The organism is Enterococcus malodoratus (assembly GCF_027659535.1).
Classification (GTDB): Bacteria; Bacillota; Bacilli; order Lactobacillales; family Enterococcaceae; genus Enterococcus_A; species Enterococcus_A malodoratus.
The window spans coordinates 122,197-136,190 of sequence record NZ_JAQDPG010000013.1 but is presented as its reverse complement, the minus strand read 5'-3'; the positions used below and the strand labels follow the sequence as shown (position 1 = coordinate 136,190).

At 38.2% G+C, this 13,994-nt stretch carries 23 protein-coding genes and 3 pseudogenes; 6 read left to right on the top strand and 20 right to left on the bottom strand.

Features of this window, described 5'->3' with window-relative positions:
- The 8 genes and pseudogenes from PGP85_RS18660 to PGP85_RS18635 form a co-directional block, all read right to left on the bottom strand.
- Positions 1 to 299 (bottom strand): host-nuclease inhibitor Gam family protein (locus PGP85_RS18660; RefSeq protein ID WP_270328831.1); only part of this gene is annotated, 299 nt, incomplete at its 3' end.
- A 12-nt stretch (positions 300 to 311) separates the two neighbouring features.
- Entirely contained in the window at positions 312 to 539 is a 228-nt protein-coding gene (locus tag PGP85_RS18655; RefSeq protein ID WP_251868272.1) for a hypothetical protein, read from the bottom strand.
- A gap of 7 nt (positions 540 to 546) precedes the next feature.
- Positions 547 to 720, bottom strand: a complete 174-nt coding sequence (locus PGP85_RS18650; RefSeq protein ID WP_270328830.1) for a hypothetical protein — start codon at positions 718 to 720, stop codon at positions 547 to 549.
- Positions 713 to 871 carry a hypothetical protein gene (locus PGP85_RS18645; protein WP_270328829.1) on the bottom strand — a complete coding sequence of 53 codons (159 nt, stop codon included), beginning with the start codon at positions 869 to 871 and terminating at the stop codon, positions 713 to 715. Before PGP85_RS18645 ends, PGP85_RS18650 begins: the two co-directional genes overlap by 8 nt.
- Before the next feature lie 14 nt (positions 872 to 885).
- A pseudogene (locus PGP85_RS21360) lies at positions 886 to 1,149 on the bottom strand (DUF5758 domain-containing protein); the annotation flags it as partial.
- Positions 1,127 to 1,363 (bottom strand): annotated as a pseudogene (locus tag PGP85_RS18640) (pentapeptide repeat-containing protein); the annotation flags it as partial. The pseudogenes PGP85_RS18640 and PGP85_RS21360, both read right to left, overlap by 23 nt.
- Positions 1,279 to 1,509 (bottom strand): annotated as a pseudogene (locus tag PGP85_RS21355) (pentapeptide repeat-containing protein); the annotation flags it as partial. The pseudogenes PGP85_RS21355 and PGP85_RS18640, both read right to left, overlap by 85 nt.
- Positions 1,510 to 1,521: 12 nt before the next feature.
- Positions 1,522 to 1,983 carry a hypothetical protein gene (locus tag PGP85_RS18635; RefSeq protein WP_270328827.1) on the bottom strand — a complete coding sequence of 154 codons (462 nt, stop codon included), beginning with the start codon at positions 1,981 to 1,983 and terminating at the stop codon, positions 1,522 to 1,524.
- 80 nt (positions 1,984 to 2,063) lie between these two features.
- Between PGP85_RS18635 and PGP85_RS21350 the strand changes: the two genes are divergently transcribed.
- A complete protein-coding gene (locus PGP85_RS21350; RefSeq protein WP_090402278.1) occupies positions 2,064 to 2,201 on the top strand; it encodes a zinc ribbon-containing protein in 138 nt (45 codons plus the stop codon).
- A gap of 187 nt (positions 2,202 to 2,388) precedes the next feature.
- Here PGP85_RS21350 and PGP85_RS18630 read toward each other — a convergent pair whose 3' ends face one another.
- From PGP85_RS18630 to PGP85_RS18620, 3 genes are read right to left on the bottom strand one after another with little or no spacing between them, the layout of a single operon-like run.
- Positions 2,389 to 2,613: a hypothetical protein gene (locus tag PGP85_RS18630; protein ID WP_270328826.1), complete on the bottom strand. Its 225-nt coding sequence runs from the start codon at positions 2,611 to 2,613 to the stop codon at positions 2,389 to 2,391.
- Entirely contained in the window at positions 2,610 to 2,795 is a 186-nt protein-coding gene (locus PGP85_RS18625; RefSeq protein ID WP_270328825.1) for a hypothetical protein, read from the bottom strand. The genes PGP85_RS18630 and PGP85_RS18625 overlap by 4 nt, the downstream gene beginning before the upstream one ends.
- Positions 2,796 to 2,808: 13 nt before the next feature.
- On the bottom strand, positions 2,809 to 3,054 hold the full coding sequence (locus PGP85_RS18620) for a hypothetical protein (RefSeq protein WP_048719449.1): 246 nt from the start codon (positions 3,052 to 3,054) through the stop codon (positions 2,809 to 2,811).
- Between the two features lie 52 nt (positions 3,055 to 3,106).
- Between PGP85_RS18620 and PGP85_RS18615 the strand changes: the two genes are divergently transcribed.
- Positions 3,107 to 3,337 (top strand): hypothetical protein, encoded by a 231-nt coding sequence (locus tag PGP85_RS18615; protein WP_090402269.1) that lies wholly within the window; start codon positions 3,107 to 3,109, stop codon positions 3,335 to 3,337.
- Here PGP85_RS18615 and PGP85_RS18610 read toward each other — a convergent pair.
- Genes PGP85_RS18610 through PGP85_RS18600 form a run of 3 tightly spaced genes read right to left on the bottom strand, consistent with a single transcriptional unit; the run spans position 3,334 to position 4,576 of the window.
- The gene (locus PGP85_RS18610; RefSeq protein WP_270328823.1) at positions 3,334 to 3,522 is read right to left on the bottom strand and encodes a hypothetical protein; all 189 of its coding nucleotides are present in this window, start codon (positions 3,520 to 3,522) and stop codon (positions 3,334 to 3,336) included. The two genes, PGP85_RS18615 and PGP85_RS18610, sit on opposite strands and share 4 nt — an antisense overlap.
- Before the next feature lie 11 nt (positions 3,523 to 3,533).
- Positions 3,534 to 4,295: a phage antirepressor gene (locus PGP85_RS18605; protein ID WP_270328822.1), complete on the bottom strand. Its 762-nt coding sequence runs from the start codon at positions 4,293 to 4,295 to the stop codon at positions 3,534 to 3,536.
- Positions 4,296 to 4,342: 47 nt separating this feature from the next.
- Entirely contained in the window at positions 4,343 to 4,576 is a 234-nt protein-coding gene (locus tag PGP85_RS18600) for a helix-turn-helix transcriptional regulator (protein WP_270328821.1), read from the bottom strand.
- 141 nt (positions 4,577 to 4,717) lie between these two features.
- Here PGP85_RS18600 and PGP85_RS18595 point away from each other — a divergent pair, with 141 nt between their 5' ends.
- The 3 genes from PGP85_RS18595 (at position 4,718) to PGP85_RS18585 (ending at position 7,450) form a co-directional block, all read left to right on the top strand.
- On the top strand, positions 4,718 to 5,479 hold the full coding sequence (locus PGP85_RS18595) for an XRE family transcriptional regulator (protein ID WP_270328820.1): 762 nt from the start codon (positions 4,718 to 4,720) through the stop codon (positions 5,477 to 5,479).
- Between the two features lie 89 nt (positions 5,480 to 5,568).
- Positions 5,569 to 6,198, top strand: coding sequence for an Ltp family lipoprotein (locus PGP85_RS18590; RefSeq protein ID WP_270328819.1), 630 nt, complete (start codon positions 5,569 to 5,571; stop codon positions 6,196 to 6,198).
- A gap of 121 nt (positions 6,199 to 6,319) precedes the next feature.
- The gene (locus PGP85_RS18585) at positions 6,320 to 7,450 is read left to right on the top strand and encodes a tyrosine-type recombinase/integrase (protein ID WP_270328817.1); all 1,131 of its coding nucleotides are present in this window, start codon (positions 6,320 to 6,322) and stop codon (positions 7,448 to 7,450) included.
- Positions 7,451 to 7,534: 84 nt separating this feature from the next.
- Here PGP85_RS18585 and glnA read toward each other — a convergent pair whose 3' ends face one another.
- Positions 7,535 to 8,875 (bottom strand): type I glutamate--ammonia ligase, encoded by a 1,341-nt coding sequence (gene glnA, locus PGP85_RS18580; protein ID WP_010739608.1) that lies wholly within the window; start codon positions 8,873 to 8,875, stop codon positions 7,535 to 7,537.
- Positions 8,876 to 8,923: 48 nt separating this feature from the next.
- Positions 8,924 to 9,304: a MerR family transcriptional regulator gene (locus tag PGP85_RS18575; RefSeq protein WP_010739609.1), complete on the bottom strand. Its 381-nt coding sequence runs from the start codon at positions 9,302 to 9,304 to the stop codon at positions 8,924 to 8,926.
- A 192-nt stretch (positions 9,305 to 9,496) separates the two neighbouring features.
- On the opposite strand from PGP85_RS18575, the gene PGP85_RS18570 reads away from it, so the two are divergent.
- Positions 9,497 to 9,670, top strand: a complete 174-nt coding sequence (locus PGP85_RS18570; protein ID WP_010739610.1) for a hypothetical protein — start codon at positions 9,497 to 9,499, stop codon at positions 9,668 to 9,670.
- Positions 9,671 to 9,701: 31 nt separating this feature from the next.
- Here the strand turns inward: PGP85_RS18570 and PGP85_RS18565 are convergent, their stop codons facing one another.
- The 4 genes from PGP85_RS18565 to PGP85_RS18550 all read right to left on the bottom strand — a co-directional run bounded on the left by PGP85_RS18565 (position 9,702) and on the right by PGP85_RS18550 (position 13,988).
- Positions 9,702 to 10,958: a methionine gamma-lyase family protein gene (locus PGP85_RS18565; protein ID WP_178982716.1), complete on the bottom strand. Its 1,257-nt coding sequence runs from the start codon at positions 10,956 to 10,958 to the stop codon at positions 9,702 to 9,704.
- On the bottom strand, positions 10,942 to 12,186 hold the full coding sequence (gene hflX / locus PGP85_RS18560) for a GTPase HflX (RefSeq protein WP_090407104.1): 1,245 nt from the start codon (positions 12,184 to 12,186) through the stop codon (positions 10,942 to 10,944). Before hflX ends, PGP85_RS18565 begins: the two co-directional genes overlap by 17 nt.
- Before the next feature lie 135 nt (positions 12,187 to 12,321).
- On the bottom strand, positions 12,322 to 13,257 hold the full coding sequence (gene miaA, locus PGP85_RS18555; RefSeq protein WP_090407107.1) for a tRNA (adenosine(37)-N6)-dimethylallyltransferase MiaA: 936 nt from the start codon (positions 13,255 to 13,257) through the stop codon (positions 12,322 to 12,324).
- A complete protein-coding gene (locus PGP85_RS18550; protein WP_090407110.1) occupies positions 13,254 to 13,988 on the bottom strand; it encodes a glycerophosphodiester phosphodiesterase in 735 nt (244 codons plus the stop codon). The genes miaA and PGP85_RS18550 overlap by 4 nt, the downstream gene beginning before the upstream one ends.
- Positions 13,989 to 13,994 lie beyond the last annotated feature (6 nt).

Genomic DNA, 13,994 nt, shown 5'->3' with positions numbered 1-13,994 from the left:
GTTCCATGTGGCGTTTTGATTCGAGCTTTAGGATCATCTTTCCGTAATTTATTTAAGTATTCACTTAGCTTCATTTCGAAAAAGCTGATTCTGTCATTATTACTTTCTGTTTCTTTTGCCTCCCAACTGGCGATTCTTTCTCGTTCCAAATCAGCGAACTTCTTAATTTCATCATTCTGACTTTGAAGAGCTGAAATTTTTCTTAACGCCCAATCAGCACCGCCGATATCATTGATAGACCAACCATCTACGGATGTCTGTTCAAGTTCTTCAATTTCATATTTTTCAAGAGTATTCATTTCTTCATTCTCCTAACTTTTAATAAAGGCAGTTGCTGAGATTTTGTCTTGTGTAGAAGAAAACCAGATTGTCCCTCTGCTAGACTCGATTTCTGGTTTTCCGATCATTGATGTGAATAATTCAGCGTTTTCCAAAGAATCATTATGTCTGTAAAAACTTACTGATTCGCAATCCTTGTACAAGGCTAATAATTTTTGTTCTTCAACTGAAAGATATTTTTTACGGATTCGCTTATTCATGATATAATCACCTCAAATCGAATTTCATTTGCTCACTAATTGCTTCCCGGCGTAGTGAGCTTTTTTGTTCCCACGCTTTCCTTCGCTCGATATTCTGTCTTGCTAAGATTGTTGATTCGTTTCGTTGATACCACCGATCAGCGATCATTTTTCCAATTTGCAAAGCTTCTTTTCTACTCATAATCAGCCCCCTCGGTTGGCTTTTTCTTTTCCCATCCGATCGCTAAAAAGAAAAGTAGAATGTAGCCGTATGCCAGCCAAATATTGACTAACGTGAAAACTGGAATTGCGATCATCGAAAGCAGGATCGTTTGAAAATTTAGTCGTTTCATCATTAAACCCCCTACTAATATTTCTCCGCCTCACCGAACGTGATGAAAAAGTGAATACCTGCCGCGCATTCAACAAAACGATCTTCTTCGAAATCAGAAACCATTACTGTTTTCCCTACCTCGTATACAAAATCCGGATCATAGTTGCTTGGTACAGACGTTATATTTGAAGGTGTTTTATCAGGTTGCATAATCTCAAGAACTTTTGCTTTATCACAACGGCATTTCCTAGATGTGGCGCTTGACCGTTTGGCATCATCTGGGATTAACAGTTTTACAACCAAACCTTTTGCTTTCTTGTAGGCAATAAACGATCCCTCTTCTGGGCATTGAATGGATAGAAAAGCCGTTGACGAGTCGTGACAGGCATTCCGTAAGTTGGCATTCCGTAAGTCGGCATTCCGTAAGTCGGCATTCCATAAGTTGGCATACTGTAAGTCGGCATTCCGTAAGTCGGCACCCCGTAAGTTGGCATCCTGTAAGTTGGCACGCCGTAAGTCGGCACCCCGTAAGTTGGCATCCTGTAAGTTGGCACGCCGTAAGTTGGCCCCCCGTAAGTTGGCACGCTCGCCGCCTTCTTCGTCATATAACCATTTCTTATGTTTCGCTAATATGTTGTTCAGTTCTTTTTGATCCATCTTTTAACCCCCCTACTGGCCCAACTCGTTTACTTTTTGTTGGCTCAAATTTGCCAACTCCGCCATGCGTGCGTCTTTTTGTGCTGAATCATTTTGAGCGTTAGATAGTTCATTACGCAGCTTATCCGCCTCTTGCTGTTTCTGCGTGACTTCCTGTTGCTTAGATTCGGCTTCACGTTGTTTAGCTTCGATTTCAGACTGCTTCGCATTTACCTCGTTTTGTTTGTTTGCCAATTGCTGTTTCAAACTGTCTAGTTGATCTTGCAGGTTCTTTTGTTGACTAGTCGTTTGATCAAGTTTGCTTTGAACGTCTGCTGCCTTCTGTTTGTTCTGCGTAGCAATGTTAGCTAGTTTGTAGATGTTCTGTTCAACAGTTGTTGCGTTATCAAAGAAACCAGCGCCTGCGGCGAATCCTACAGTTGATCCTAGAAACAATGCAGCGCTAACTCCTAGTGCAATTTTTTTATTTTTCATGTGGTACTTCCTTTCTTATAAAAAGCGATTTTATTATTCGTGTGGTGCTATAATTATTTTGGAAAGTGAGATGAAAATTTATGGCTTATACTACTGGTGAAAAACCAGGAAAAGGAACGTATACTTGTAAAAATTGCGGTCAAAAAGTAAGACTTGATGATCGTACGGACACGCTACCACCGTGCCCAAGCTGTGATAAAACAACGTATACAAAATAACTTTTCCATGAGGCGGTCTCTTTAGGCTGCCTTTTTATGCTTAATAAATAGGCACTTACCAAAAATCATTAACCATTTACATGTGAATTGACCTTCTTCTGTGTAATACTTTGTTTCAAAAATTCCAGTTTTCATTTTGCTACTTCCTTTCTGTTGTATAATTTTCTTATCAGCAAGTGGTCACTATTTATTTAGTGGCCTTTTTCAATGCAATGCTCCTAATTTTTTCGATTGATTCTTCAATAATCAAACATCCGATAGGGCCAGTGAGATTATATTTAAGTTGTTGAATAGCTCTTATCGCTTCTTCATAAGAATCAAAGATCGCGAGCGTTTCGTTAATTAATCCATCGATTAATTTCTCTACGTCATTTCTACATGTTGAAAAATCATCTATAATTTTTTTGTTCATTTTATTTTCTCATCTAATCCAAAAGGATCACTTTGTAATTTTTCAATTGCTTTTTGCATATCATTAACGTTTGTAATAAGTGTTTCTTTTAACTCTTTATTTGCCTTAGTATCTTCTGCCAAAGTACTGAGGCTATTTGCTATGCTTTCTAAAGCTGTTGCAATTCGTTCATCTGTAGTCATGCTGTTACCTCCTTTATTTAAATTTATTTTTGTCCTTCCAATCCAAAAATTGATCAAACAGATTGATGTTTATCAGCACAATTTTGTATGTCGGTGCTCGATAACCACGTTTGTAATCAGGATGTACTTTGAATTCTGCTAACAATCTTTGAAATGTAGATTCATGCCCTTCAAATCCGAAGTATTTTATCGCTTCATCCTTTGGCATTGATAATTGAGGCAATTTGATGGTTTCTGCTAAGGCTATTTTTTCAGTCATTATTTATCCTCCTATCATTTGGTATACTCACTATGAAAGTGAGGTGAAAATTATGGATTATTCAAAAATTGTTTTTACACTAGAATTTGATGATGACGCTGCAAACTCAAAAGCAAACGAGTTATTACAAAAAGGCTGGTTGCTTTTAAGTGTTGGTCCTAAACTAGTTGATCTGATTGGTGATAACGATCAAGTGTATTACAATACTGCGTACGTTGTTGGAGCAACTGACGAACAGTATCAGCAATACCTAGAGGAACAAAAGCAAAACGAATGGCACTAACTAGATATCTTTTCCATATAGAGCTCTTTGTCTGCAAGATAGAGGGCTTTGTTTATCTCTACATAGGATAGTCCCGATTTTTTACATAATTTTTTTGTGTTATCCAAGAGTTCTTTTGTTTTTTGACTAACTTCGGTTCTTCGGATGTCACTAGGTGCTCCGTCCGATAGTTGAATTTTTTTCATTTGTACACCTCCTACGCTGTTTGTTCACGTTCAATCATCGGCAAGTAATTATTCTTCTTCAACTCTTGATATAAGAAAATATGTCCTTTTTGAGTCCATTTCATACGCGTTTTCACTTGTGGATTGCCATCTTTGTCTTCATAATCGAATGGTTCAATATGCGTGTATCCTTTGTCTTGGAACTTGCTATATAGCAACCACGTTCCGCTTTGGTTGTATTGAATACCTAGCTCGTGAAGTAATTTGTTAAATGTTACTGCGCTCATACCGTAGTTCTTAGCAATCGTACTAACTGTAACTAATCCTTTATTGTTTAGGATTCGGTCGTAGTAGTCCGCCTTCGGCTGTAATTCATTTACTCGTTGTTCCGCAATCAGGCGCAGTGTCTTTTCTTCTTTGAGTTTGGTTGCTACTTCGATCAGCAAGTCTGGATTGTTTAGTAGTTCATCTGTTGCGTACATGCCGTGCTTTCGGATTTGCGGTAGGACTTCTTCCATTACCCAAGATTCGAATTTCTCAGCGCTTGGTAAATTCGATTTGATAATCAAGCGATAAACATCTGATTCTGGAATGATTTTGAACTTTTGGCGACGACCTAACGAATCGTTACCCCATGTTTCAATCGCTTTTTTGCAATGATCATTAGTAGCTTTGCTTGGATTTTTATATCCCAAAGTTTTTGCAACGTCATTCGCTACAAAATATGGGACGTCATTTTCCAGAAACGTTCGAACTTCGTTTTGTTCAAAGTTAAAAATTTGTGGTGTATTCATATTTTACTTTCCTTTCTTGTTTTTATCTCAAATAGAGATATTTGATTTTAAAAAAATAATTCTGATACTTTTTTGTTAAAGCTTTTTGCCAAAATGTACATTTCATAATCATGGAATGGATACTCGCCTTTTTCTTTTAACTCATATTGACGTCTTTCCAAACCAATCAAATCAGCAACGTAAGATGTAGTCCATTCATTTGCAAGCCTAGCTTTTTTGAGTTCTAACTTCGGCTTCAAAAACTCAACTCTTAAGTTTTTCTTTTTTTCCATCGTACTCATGTAATCGCCTCCTTCATTTGATAAATCAATAATATCTCTATTTGAGATATATGTCAATGGATTTTTATCACTTTTCGAGATATTTTTATTTACACGTTTATCAGAATGTGATATTATTATCCCGTGAAGGAGGTGCCTTTAATGAAGAGAAATATTTTAGGTTCGGTTATAAAGGACGCAAGAAAAAAGAAAAAACTTACTCAAGAACAACTTAGTAAATTAACTGGCTACAGTCAAAATACTATATCTAACCATGAAAACGGAAACCGATCCCTAGATGAAGATAATATCAAAACTTATGCAACGGCTTTGGGTTTAACTTCGGACGAACTTTTCGAGGCGTTAGATATTAAAAATTCTCTAGAAAACAAAATAATGATTATCGATAAAAAACAAACTAAAATAGATAATTTATTAGATGTGTATAGCCAATTGGAAAGGTCTCGACAAGCCAAAGTCTACAACTTTGCTGAACAGCAACTTGAAGAACAAAATAGCAATGTGGTTCAATTCCCTATTCAAAATAACCGTGAAGAGGTGCAGGCGTACTTATCAGCTGGTACTGGGATTTTAAACTACTATGAAGCTGACAAAGATATAGTCGAAGTTCCAGCAGACGCACCAGAACATGATTGGATATTTAAAATTGTCGGCGATTCTATGAAGCCGTTGTTTGATACTGGTGATATCGTGTATGTGGATGAATTCAAACAAGGCATAGACACTATTCAAAACGGTAGGATTTATGTGGTCGAGGTAGATGGCGAAGCTTATATAAAGAAAGTCTATGTTTATGAAGAAACAGAAGTACTTAGATTAGTATCTCTGAACAAAGATTATACGGATTTACTATTTAACTTTGAAAATTCGGATATTAATTTTATCGGTCGTGTGATTATTTAAAAAATACCCCAGTCGAAGGTGCAACTTCGGCTAGGGTTCTCATTTCTGAGACTGTGTATATTATTATATCAGAAAAGGAGCGTTAAGAAATGGATAAAAAGGATTTAAAAAATCCGATTGTTTGGGTAATCATCGGATTAATAGTTTTTGCAATGGTTTTAGTTATTAGCGGGATGATAAATAATAATTCTGAAGAAAATCAAACTAGCGTTTCTAGTTCAAGTGAATATGATTTTGACAAAGAATTCGAGAAGGCAAAACAGCAAAGATCTGAAGAAGAAACTCCAAAACCCGACCCAGATATTGAATATGTTGGTGGTAATACTTCAGAATCGTCATCAACTTATGACTATGCCCAGGAATCAGAATCTAGCTTAAATTCAAGTGAAGAAAATTCCGAAGCTAGTAGCATCCCTGTTGAATACAATTCCGCACTTAGACAAGCTGAATCTTATTCGAGTGCAATGCACATGTCAAAATCCGGTATATACGACCAACTAACATCTGAGTATGGTGGTCAATTTACAGCAGAAGCAGCACAATACGCTATTGATAACCTAGAAGCTGACTACAATGCGAACGCTTTGGAAACTGCAAAGAATTATCAAGATACTATGGCGCTGTCACCTGAAGCGATAAGAGATCAATTAGTTTCTGAATATGGCAGTAAATTTACAGTGGAAGAAGCTGATTATGCTATCCAACACTTAAATCAATAAAATAAAAAACACATCCCCTCTCCCCGACCAAAGATTGAGTGGATGTGCTTAAATAATTCACCTAATACAATAGGCTTATTTTGCTGTGCCTATTATATCAAAAAATAGGAGTTGAATAAACATGTGGATTGAAGAATTACCGAACGGGAAATATAAATATTCTGAACGATACATTGACCCATACACAGAAAAAAGCAGAAAAGTTTCCCTCACACTTAACAGTAAATCTAATCAGGCTAAGAAGCAAGCAACTGTGGAGCTTCAAGAAAAGATAAATAAAAAGATTAACGCTCCTAAGCTCGAATCCATTACTTTCGAAAAGGCACTGGAATTATTTAAGCCTAATTACAAAAGGAAAGTAAAAAACTCCTCATATTTATCTTTCGAATCTACTGAAAAAACACTTTTGAGAGCTATTGGTAAAGATATGTTAATTAAAAATATTGATTTACCTTTTTTCAGAAAGCGAATTGAAGATTTGTATTACGACCAAAAGTATTCTTTGAATTATGTAAAAAAAATAAAAGCTTTTACGTTAATGATACTTTCTCACGCAAGCGAAGAAGGATATTCTGCAGGATCTCCTAATTTTAAATTGAATTTAGTTTTAAGGCAAGATGAAAAACCAGAAAAATATCTTGAAAAATATGAATTAAGAGCCGTGATTGATCAGTTAAATAAAATGCGACCAAATCAACGTAAGGCAGACATGGTTGAATTTTTGGCGCTGACTGGATTACGTTATGGTGAGTTAATTGCTTTAAGAGAAGAAGATTTATACGAGGGTTATATAAGTGTAAATGGAACAATCGATTTTAGAAACGGATCGTATAGTAACGTCACACGAACCACTCCAAAGACTAAAGCAGCAAATAGAAACGTCGTGTTGTCTACATGTGCAACCAACATCCTTATTAAGATATTGCAAGAGAATCAACTCTACAAAGCAACAAGCAAGTATATTGATTCAGGTTATATCTTTACTAGCCCTAATGGCAATCCGATTGATTATCGAACATTTGCTCCATGCCTTAAAAATGCTGCGAAGTTTGCTGGTATACAAAAGCCGGTTTCGTCACACTATTTGAGGCATACCCATATTTCCTTTTTGGCTGAGTTAAATATACCAATTAAAGTGGTTATGGATCGAGTGGGACACAATGATGCTTCAACAACTTTACAGGTGTATACCCATGTCACTAATAAAATGAAGGACACATTAAAGGATAAAATTGAGACAATCAACTATTAATTTTGCCCCTTATCTGCCCCTTTTATGATTTGACCAAAAAATAAACCGCTAGAAACATTATTTTCTAGCGGTTGCGAGTTTGGATTAGTAAAGTTCTAAATATTGATCGCGTTCCCATTCTGAGACAGTTTGACGGAAAGCTGCCCATTCCATGCGTTTTGCTTCATTGAAATTCGTATAGATATGATTACCTAAAGCATCGACCATGATTTGATCCTTACGCAATGCTTTGATCGCATTGTGGATAGTAGATGGTAAATCATAGATTTCTGCTTCTTTGCGTTCTTCTTCTGTCATCACATAGATGTTACGATCAACCGCTGCAGGCGGTGTTAGATCATTACGGATACCATCTAAGCCTGCTTCTAATAAAACAGCCATCGTCAAGTATGGATTAGCAGCTGGATCAACTGAACGTAATTCTAGACGAGTTGATAGTCCACGTGATTCTGGAATACGAATCAGTGGTGAACGGTTGCGACCGCTCCAAGCTACATAAACGGGTGCTTCAAAACCAGGAACTAAACGTTTATAAGAGTTAACGATTGGATTACATACTGCCGTGTATGCGCGTGCGTGTTTCAATAAGCCTGCTAAAAATTGGTAAGCAGTTTTGCTTAATTTCATTGGACCATCTTCATCGTAGAATACATTGCCTTCGTCATTGAACAATGACATGTTGCAGTGCATACCTGATCCATTGATACCATAAAGAGGTTTTGGCATAAATGTCGCATGTAGTCCATGTTTGCGAGCAATTGTCTTAACAACTAATTTAAAGGTTTGGATATTATCACAAGCTTCGATCGCGTCCGCATATTTAAAGTCAATTTCGTGTTGTCCAGGAGCCACTTCATGATGCGAAGCTTCTACTTCAAAGCCTAAGCTTTCAAGTTCTAACACGATGTCGCGACGACAATTTTCACCTAAATCCGTTGGAGCAAAGTCAAAGTATCCACCTTTGTCATTCAAGTCTAATGTTGGATCGCCATTTTCGTCCATCTTGAATAAGAAGAACTCTGGTTCAGGACCTAAGTTGAATGAAGTGAAACCAAATTCATCCATTCCCTTTAACACACGCTTCAAGTTTCCGCGCGGATCTCCAGCAAACGGTTCGCCATCCGGACCATAAATATCACAAATCAAACGTCCAACTTTTCCATGATCGCTTTCCCATGGGAAGATCATCCAAGTAGTCAAATCTGGATATAAATACATATCGCTTTCTTCGATTCGTACAAACCCTTCGATAGATGAACCGTCGAACATCATTTTATCATCCAGAACTTTATCCATTTGACTAACTGGTACTTCAACATTTTTTATAGTCCCCATAATATCTGTAAACATCAGACGTAAAAAGCGGACGTTTTCTTCTTCGACAATTCGTTTGATATCCTCTTTACTTAGATCTCTTTTCGGCATAATATCTAATCCCTTCCTCGCACTTCATTTTTTTATATTCCACAATCACTATAGCTTTGGGCCTTGTGATTGATATGGATTTTGCTGTTGTAACCCACCTTGGGTTAACATTTCGTCATAAAAAATACGGCGGACATCTTTGTCGGTCAATGACGGTTTCTCTTTGGCAGCTTTGATTTCTTCTTGACGCATTTGATAGACCCGTTTAATTCCTGCCATATTAAGTCCATCGGATAAATAATCTTTTATTTCTAACAACACATCAATGTCATTTAGAGAATACATCCTACGGTTACCTTCACTTCGTTCTGGATGAATCAGTTCTTGCTCCTCATAGTACCGAATCTGCCTTGCAGTCAAATCTGTTAGCTTCATAACTGTACCAATTGGAAAAACAGCAAGCGAACGTCGCAATTCTTTTTCCCGCATAACATCTCCTCCTTGTTTTTTGATGTTGAAAAAAGGATACCACCCGATAGACCAATCGTCAAGGGCTAATGTCAGATTTCCTTACATAGAATTCTGGAATGTTCGTTTTTTCAAAACGAAGCTGATTAAATCAACGTTTAAAAAGATAAAAAAATTGTTATAATAGATAAAAAGAAGCGAGAAGGTGTAATATTGCCAAAATTCAAAATTGGTGAGACCGTTCAAATAAAGAAGAAACATTCAATGACGGGATATATTGGAATAGTTGTAGCTTATCAAAATGAGAACCATACCTATCTTGTACGTTTCAGTCATGATCAAGTATTAATATTTCTTGAAGAAGAGTTGGCTAAAATGAATGCATAAAAAAACCGAAGTCGTTTGGACTTCGGTTTTTTTATGATTGATGATAGACCCCATTCACAGCATTCGCTACTGCAACCTTGACATGTTCAAAGGTCAAACCGCCTTGAAGATATAATGAATATGGTTCTCTCAACGGTCCATCCGCACTTAATTCGATACTTGCGCCTTGAATAAACGTTCCTGCCGCCATGATAATATCGTCTTCATACCCAGCCATATAAGAGGGTATCGGCGCAACATAAGCATCGATTGGTGAATATTTTTGAATTGCCTGACAGAATTGAATCATTTTTTCACGATTATGGAAATCAATCAACTGAATCAAGTCCGTTCGCGGTTCATCCCACTTCGGTGTTGAGTCTAAGTTGTATTCCGCTAATAAGGCAGCAGAAAAAATGGCTCCTTGAACAGCTTGACTAACTACATGCGGCGCTAAGAAAAAGCCTTGCAGCATATCAAAAACACTGCCCAACATTGCCCCGCCTTCCGCTCCTACACCTGGTGTAGTTAAACGATAAGCACAGCGCTCAATCAAATCCTGTTTTCCAGCAATATATCCACCTGTTTTAGCAATCCCACCACCTGGATTCTTGATCAATGAACCCGCCATCAAGTCTGCCCCGACTTGCGTTGGTTCCATTAGTTCTGCAAACTCGCCATAGCAATTATCAACGAAAATAACGATATTCGGTGCGATGGTTTTAACGAAATCACACATCTCTTTGATTTTTTCTATAGTAAATGATGGTCGCGATGCATAACCACGTGATCTTTGAATCGCTATGACCTTCGTTTTATCAGTTATTTTCTGCTTAATCCCATCAAAATCAACATTTCCGTCCGCTAAAAGATCCACTTCATCGTATCCAATATTATATTCCTTAAAAGATCCGATTCCATTTCCCTGCACCCCTATGACTTCTAACAAAGTATCATAAGGAGTTCCAGTAATATAAAGCAAATCATCACCCGGCCGCAGCACGCCGAATAGTGCAGTAGAAATCGCATGGGTCCCTGAAACGATTTGCGGACGAACTAAGACGGCTTCCGCCTCAAACGTTTGCGCATAAACAGCTTCTAAAACATCGCGCCCCTGGTCGTCGTTTCCATACCCAGTTGACGCTAAAAAATGACTTTCCGAAACATGATTCTCTCTAAAAGCCGATAATACTTTAGCTTGATTCGACAAAGCAACTTCTCGTACTGCCTGAAGCCGGTCAGCAATTTTGTGGTCAACTTTATCGATCTTTTCAACTAACTCTGGCGCCAGCTCAGTTGTCCAATTCATCTTCCATTCTCCTAATCCAGAGAGACTTCTTCTTTGCAAATCCTCGTACGATATATTGTTCCTTTTCCTCATCAAAGGTTTCGCTCAAGACAAGAGTCTCTCGTTTCATCTCACTTAACGCCTGACCTTCATCAGCATTCAAGGTAAGCAAGTACGGATCCAGCAGGTCCATAATCTCACGTTTGATCGCCTCAGCCAGCAATTCTTTCCCTTTGGTCGTTTTTGCAGAAATCAAAACGTTTGGAAACAACGTCGGCGTAAAAGTAAACTCATCGATTCGATCAGCCTTATTATAGATAGTCAGCATTGGAATGGTATCCATCTCAAGCTCTTTCAACAAATTCATCACTGTTCTTTCTTGTTGTTGACGATCTTCAGCACTGGCATCTACGATATGTAACAAAAGATCCATACCCCTGCTTTCTTCCAAAGTTGATTGAAAGGCATCGACTAATTGTGTCGGCAAGTCCTGAATAAACCCAACCGTATCAGTAATGGTTGTTTCCATTCCTTGAGGCAAATGCCATCGCTTCGTTAGCGGATCTAAGGTCGCAAATAATTGATCTTCAGAGTACGTATCCGCATTTGTCAATAAATTCAAAATTGTTGACTTTCCAGCATTCGTATAACCAATCAGTCCCATCTGGAAAACACTGGATTGTTGGCGTTTTTGACGACTCCGTTCACGGTGAGCCCCAACTTCTTTTAATTCCTTTTTAATTGCTGAAATACGCCGACGAATGTGCCGACGATCAGTTTCCAGCTTAGTTTCTCCGGGACCACGCGTACCGATACCGCCACCTAGACGTGACAAACTATGGCCTTGACCTACTAAACGTGGTAATAAATAATCTAACTGCGCTAATTCAACCTGAAGTTTTCCTTCTTTCGAACGCGCACGCTGTGCAAAGATATCCAAAATCAACTGAATTCGATCAATTACCGGAACACCGACTTGCTCTTCGATTGTTTGGCTTTGACGTGGTGATAAGGCGTGATTAAAAATCACAAGTTCTGCCTCATGGGCATCAACCAGTTGCGCCAACTCTTCCACCTTTCCCTTGCCGATAATCGTTTGTCGATCAATTTTTGGACGTTTTTGTGTTAATGAAAAAACTATCTCGCCATGAGCCGTCTTGGTTAGTCCGGCCAACTCATGCATTGATTCTAAATAGTTATATTTACTCTCGTCTGTCTCGACGCCGACTAAAATGACTCTTTCTGACAATCCGCTTCCCCCTTGCTTATACTAAAAACGATTCTCTTATCTAATGTGCCTCTCAGAATGTGGCATTCAAACAGAATCTTAATTTCATATTTCCAATACTAGTTCCATGTGAAAACATTTCCGTCTCGACCATGACTAGCGGCAAAAATCAGAAGTGTCATCCGCTAACCAATCGGCTAAAGTTTTTTCGATTTCTGTAATTAATTCTGGTTGTTGTACCAGATCGAACCAATGAACAGACATACGATTGTGAAACCATGTCAATTGTCGCTTAGCATAACGGCGCGAATGCAGCTTCACTTCTTCAAGCGACTCCGACAGTGAAGAATCCCCCGCTAAATAAGGAAACAATTCTTTGTAGCCAATCCCTTGCGCAGCCTGGACATTCGGATTTTTTGCAAGCATTTCGACCTCACTTAAAAGGCCCCGTTCAACCATCAAATCTACGCGTTGATTGATTCGTTGATACAAAACAGCTCGGTCCGTATTCAAACCGATCAAAAAACTATCGTAAAGTTTCTTTGGCCGATCCTTTGGTTTCAAGATTGAGTGCCCCGTCAGTTCAAAAACCTCTAACGCACGAACTATTTTTTTTCGATTATTATAATGAATTTTTTCTGCAGCTAAGGAATCAACTATTTGCAATTTTTTCCACAAAGCTTGGTTTCCATTTTTCTCTGCAAAGGCTTCGTACTTTTCCCGTAACGAGTCATCCTCTGGTTCGCCCTCGCTGCCAAGTTTGAAATCCCATAGCAAAGACTGAATATACAGTCCTGTACCACCTACAATAATTGGCAACTTATTTCGTTGACTGATTTCTTGAATCGCCTGTCTAGCCGCTTTTTGAAAATCTGCGGCAGAGTAGCTCTCATCAATATCACGTACATCAATCAGATGATGCGGAATTCCTTCCATCTCTTCTACCGTAACTTTAGCAGTTCCGATATCCAATCCACGATACACTTGCATAGAATCACCGCTAATAATTTCCCCATTAAAACGTTTGGCCAAGTCAATACTCAAGCTCGTTTTGCCTACAGCAGTCGGGCCCACGATTGCGATTACTTTCATTTATTATACCTGCTTCTTGCTCGAATCGCCTTTTCTGGGAAGTCAGTAATGATTCCAGCGAGTTTGTTTTCAAAACAAGCCATCATCGTTTCATATAAATTAGGTGTCCATGGACGAATCGCCTTTTCGTATTCCTTGACGATACTAGGATTTTGCTTCACCCAATCATAACTCGGATGAACCCCTTCAATAAAATCGCTATCCAAAACAGTCTTATATTTTTCTAAATCATTTTTCTGAATCAGATCATATTGTGCATCTGGTTCATACTCGTGCAGGATACGCAACGAATCAATATTAAAACTCGTATACCAATAGGTAAAGGGCCATTCTTTACTAGTCATGACCGATGAAATTTTTTCCTCAATACCTGGATAATGAAACTTGTTCGTCTTAATTTCAATACATAAAAAGCCGCGAAAACGCATCTGCAACAATAAATTCAAAACTTCTTGCAACGTTGAAATTTTCGTCGCTTGATATTTTTCATCAAACCAACTGCCAGCGTCTAATTCTTTTATTTCTTCTAATGTCAATTCACGAATCAGACCTTTGCCGTCTGTCGTACGATCAACACTCTCATCATGAATCACAACTAATTGCTGATCAGCCGTCAAATGGACATCCAACTCGATACCGTCTGCACCTGTCCGCACTGCTTCCATAAACGCAGGTAATGTATTCTCTGGGTGAGTCCCAGCACTCCCGCGATGAGCAATAATCACTGTCATCTATTA

Bases quoted from the DNA above. Each gene is read 5' to 3' on its own strand.
- PGP85_RS18655 (WP_251868272.1), bottom strand. From the start codon at position 539: ATGAATAAGCGAATCCGTAAAAAATATCTTTCAGTTGAAGAACAAAAA.
- PGP85_RS18650 (WP_270328830.1), bottom strand. From the start codon at position 720: ATGAGTAGAAAAGAAGCTTTGCAAATTGGAAAAATGATCGCTGATCGG.
- PGP85_RS18645 (WP_270328829.1), bottom strand. From the start codon at position 871: ATGAAACGACTAAATTTTCAAACGATCCTGCTTTCGATGATCGCAATT.
- PGP85_RS18635 (WP_270328827.1), bottom strand. From the start codon at position 1,983: ATGAAAAATAAAAAAATTGCACTAGGAGTTAGCGCTGCATTGTTTCTA.
- PGP85_RS21350 (WP_090402278.1), top strand. From the start codon at position 2,064: ATGGCTTATACTACTGGTGAAAAACCAGGAAAAGGAACGTATACTTGT.
- PGP85_RS18630 (WP_270328826.1), bottom strand. From the start codon at position 2,613: ATGAACAAAAAAATTATAGATGATTTTTCAACATGTAGAAATGACGTA.
- PGP85_RS18625 (WP_270328825.1), bottom strand. From the start codon at position 2,795: ATGACTACAGATGAACGAATTGCAACAGCTTTAGAAAGCATAGCAAAT.
- PGP85_RS18620 (WP_048719449.1), bottom strand. From the start codon at position 3,054: ATGACTGAAAAAATAGCCTTAGCAGAAACCATCAAATTGCCTCAATTA.
- PGP85_RS18615 (WP_090402269.1), top strand. From the start codon at position 3,107: ATGGATTATTCAAAAATTGTTTTTACACTAGAATTTGATGATGACGCT.
- PGP85_RS18610 (WP_270328823.1), bottom strand. From the start codon at position 3,522: ATGAAAAAAATTCAACTATCGGACGGAGCACCTAGTGACATCCGAAGA.
- PGP85_RS18605 (WP_270328822.1), bottom strand. From the start codon at position 4,295: ATGAATACACCACAAATTTTTAACTTTGAACAAAACGAAGTTCGAACG.
- PGP85_RS18600 (WP_270328821.1), bottom strand. From the start codon at position 4,576: ATGAGTACGATGGAAAAAAAGAAAAACTTAAGAGTTGAGTTTTTGAAG.
- PGP85_RS18595 (WP_270328820.1), top strand. From the start codon at position 4,718: ATGAAGAGAAATATTTTAGGTTCGGTTATAAAGGACGCAAGAAAAAAG.
- PGP85_RS18590 (WP_270328819.1), top strand. From the start codon at position 5,569: ATGGATAAAAAGGATTTAAAAAATCCGATTGTTTGGGTAATCATCGGA.
- PGP85_RS18585 (WP_270328817.1), top strand. From the start codon at position 6,320: ATGTGGATTGAAGAATTACCGAACGGGAAATATAAATATTCTGAACGA.
- glnA (WP_010739608.1), bottom strand. From the start codon at position 8,875: ATGCCGAAAAGAGATCTAAGTAAAGAGGATATCAAACGAATTGTCGAA.
- PGP85_RS18575 (WP_010739609.1), bottom strand. From the start codon at position 9,304: ATGCGGGAAAAAGAATTGCGACGTTCGCTTGCTGTTTTTCCAATTGGT.
- PGP85_RS18565 (WP_178982716.1), bottom strand. From the start codon at position 10,958: ATGAATTGGACAACTGAGCTGGCGCCAGAGTTAGTTGAAAAGATCGAT.
- miaA (WP_090407107.1), bottom strand. From the start codon at position 13,257: ATGAAAGTAATCGCAATCGTGGGCCCGACTGCTGTAGGCAAAACGAGC.
- PGP85_RS18550 (WP_090407110.1), bottom strand. From the start codon at position 13,988: ATGACAGTGATTATTGCTCATCGCGGGAGTGCTGGGACTCACCCAGAG.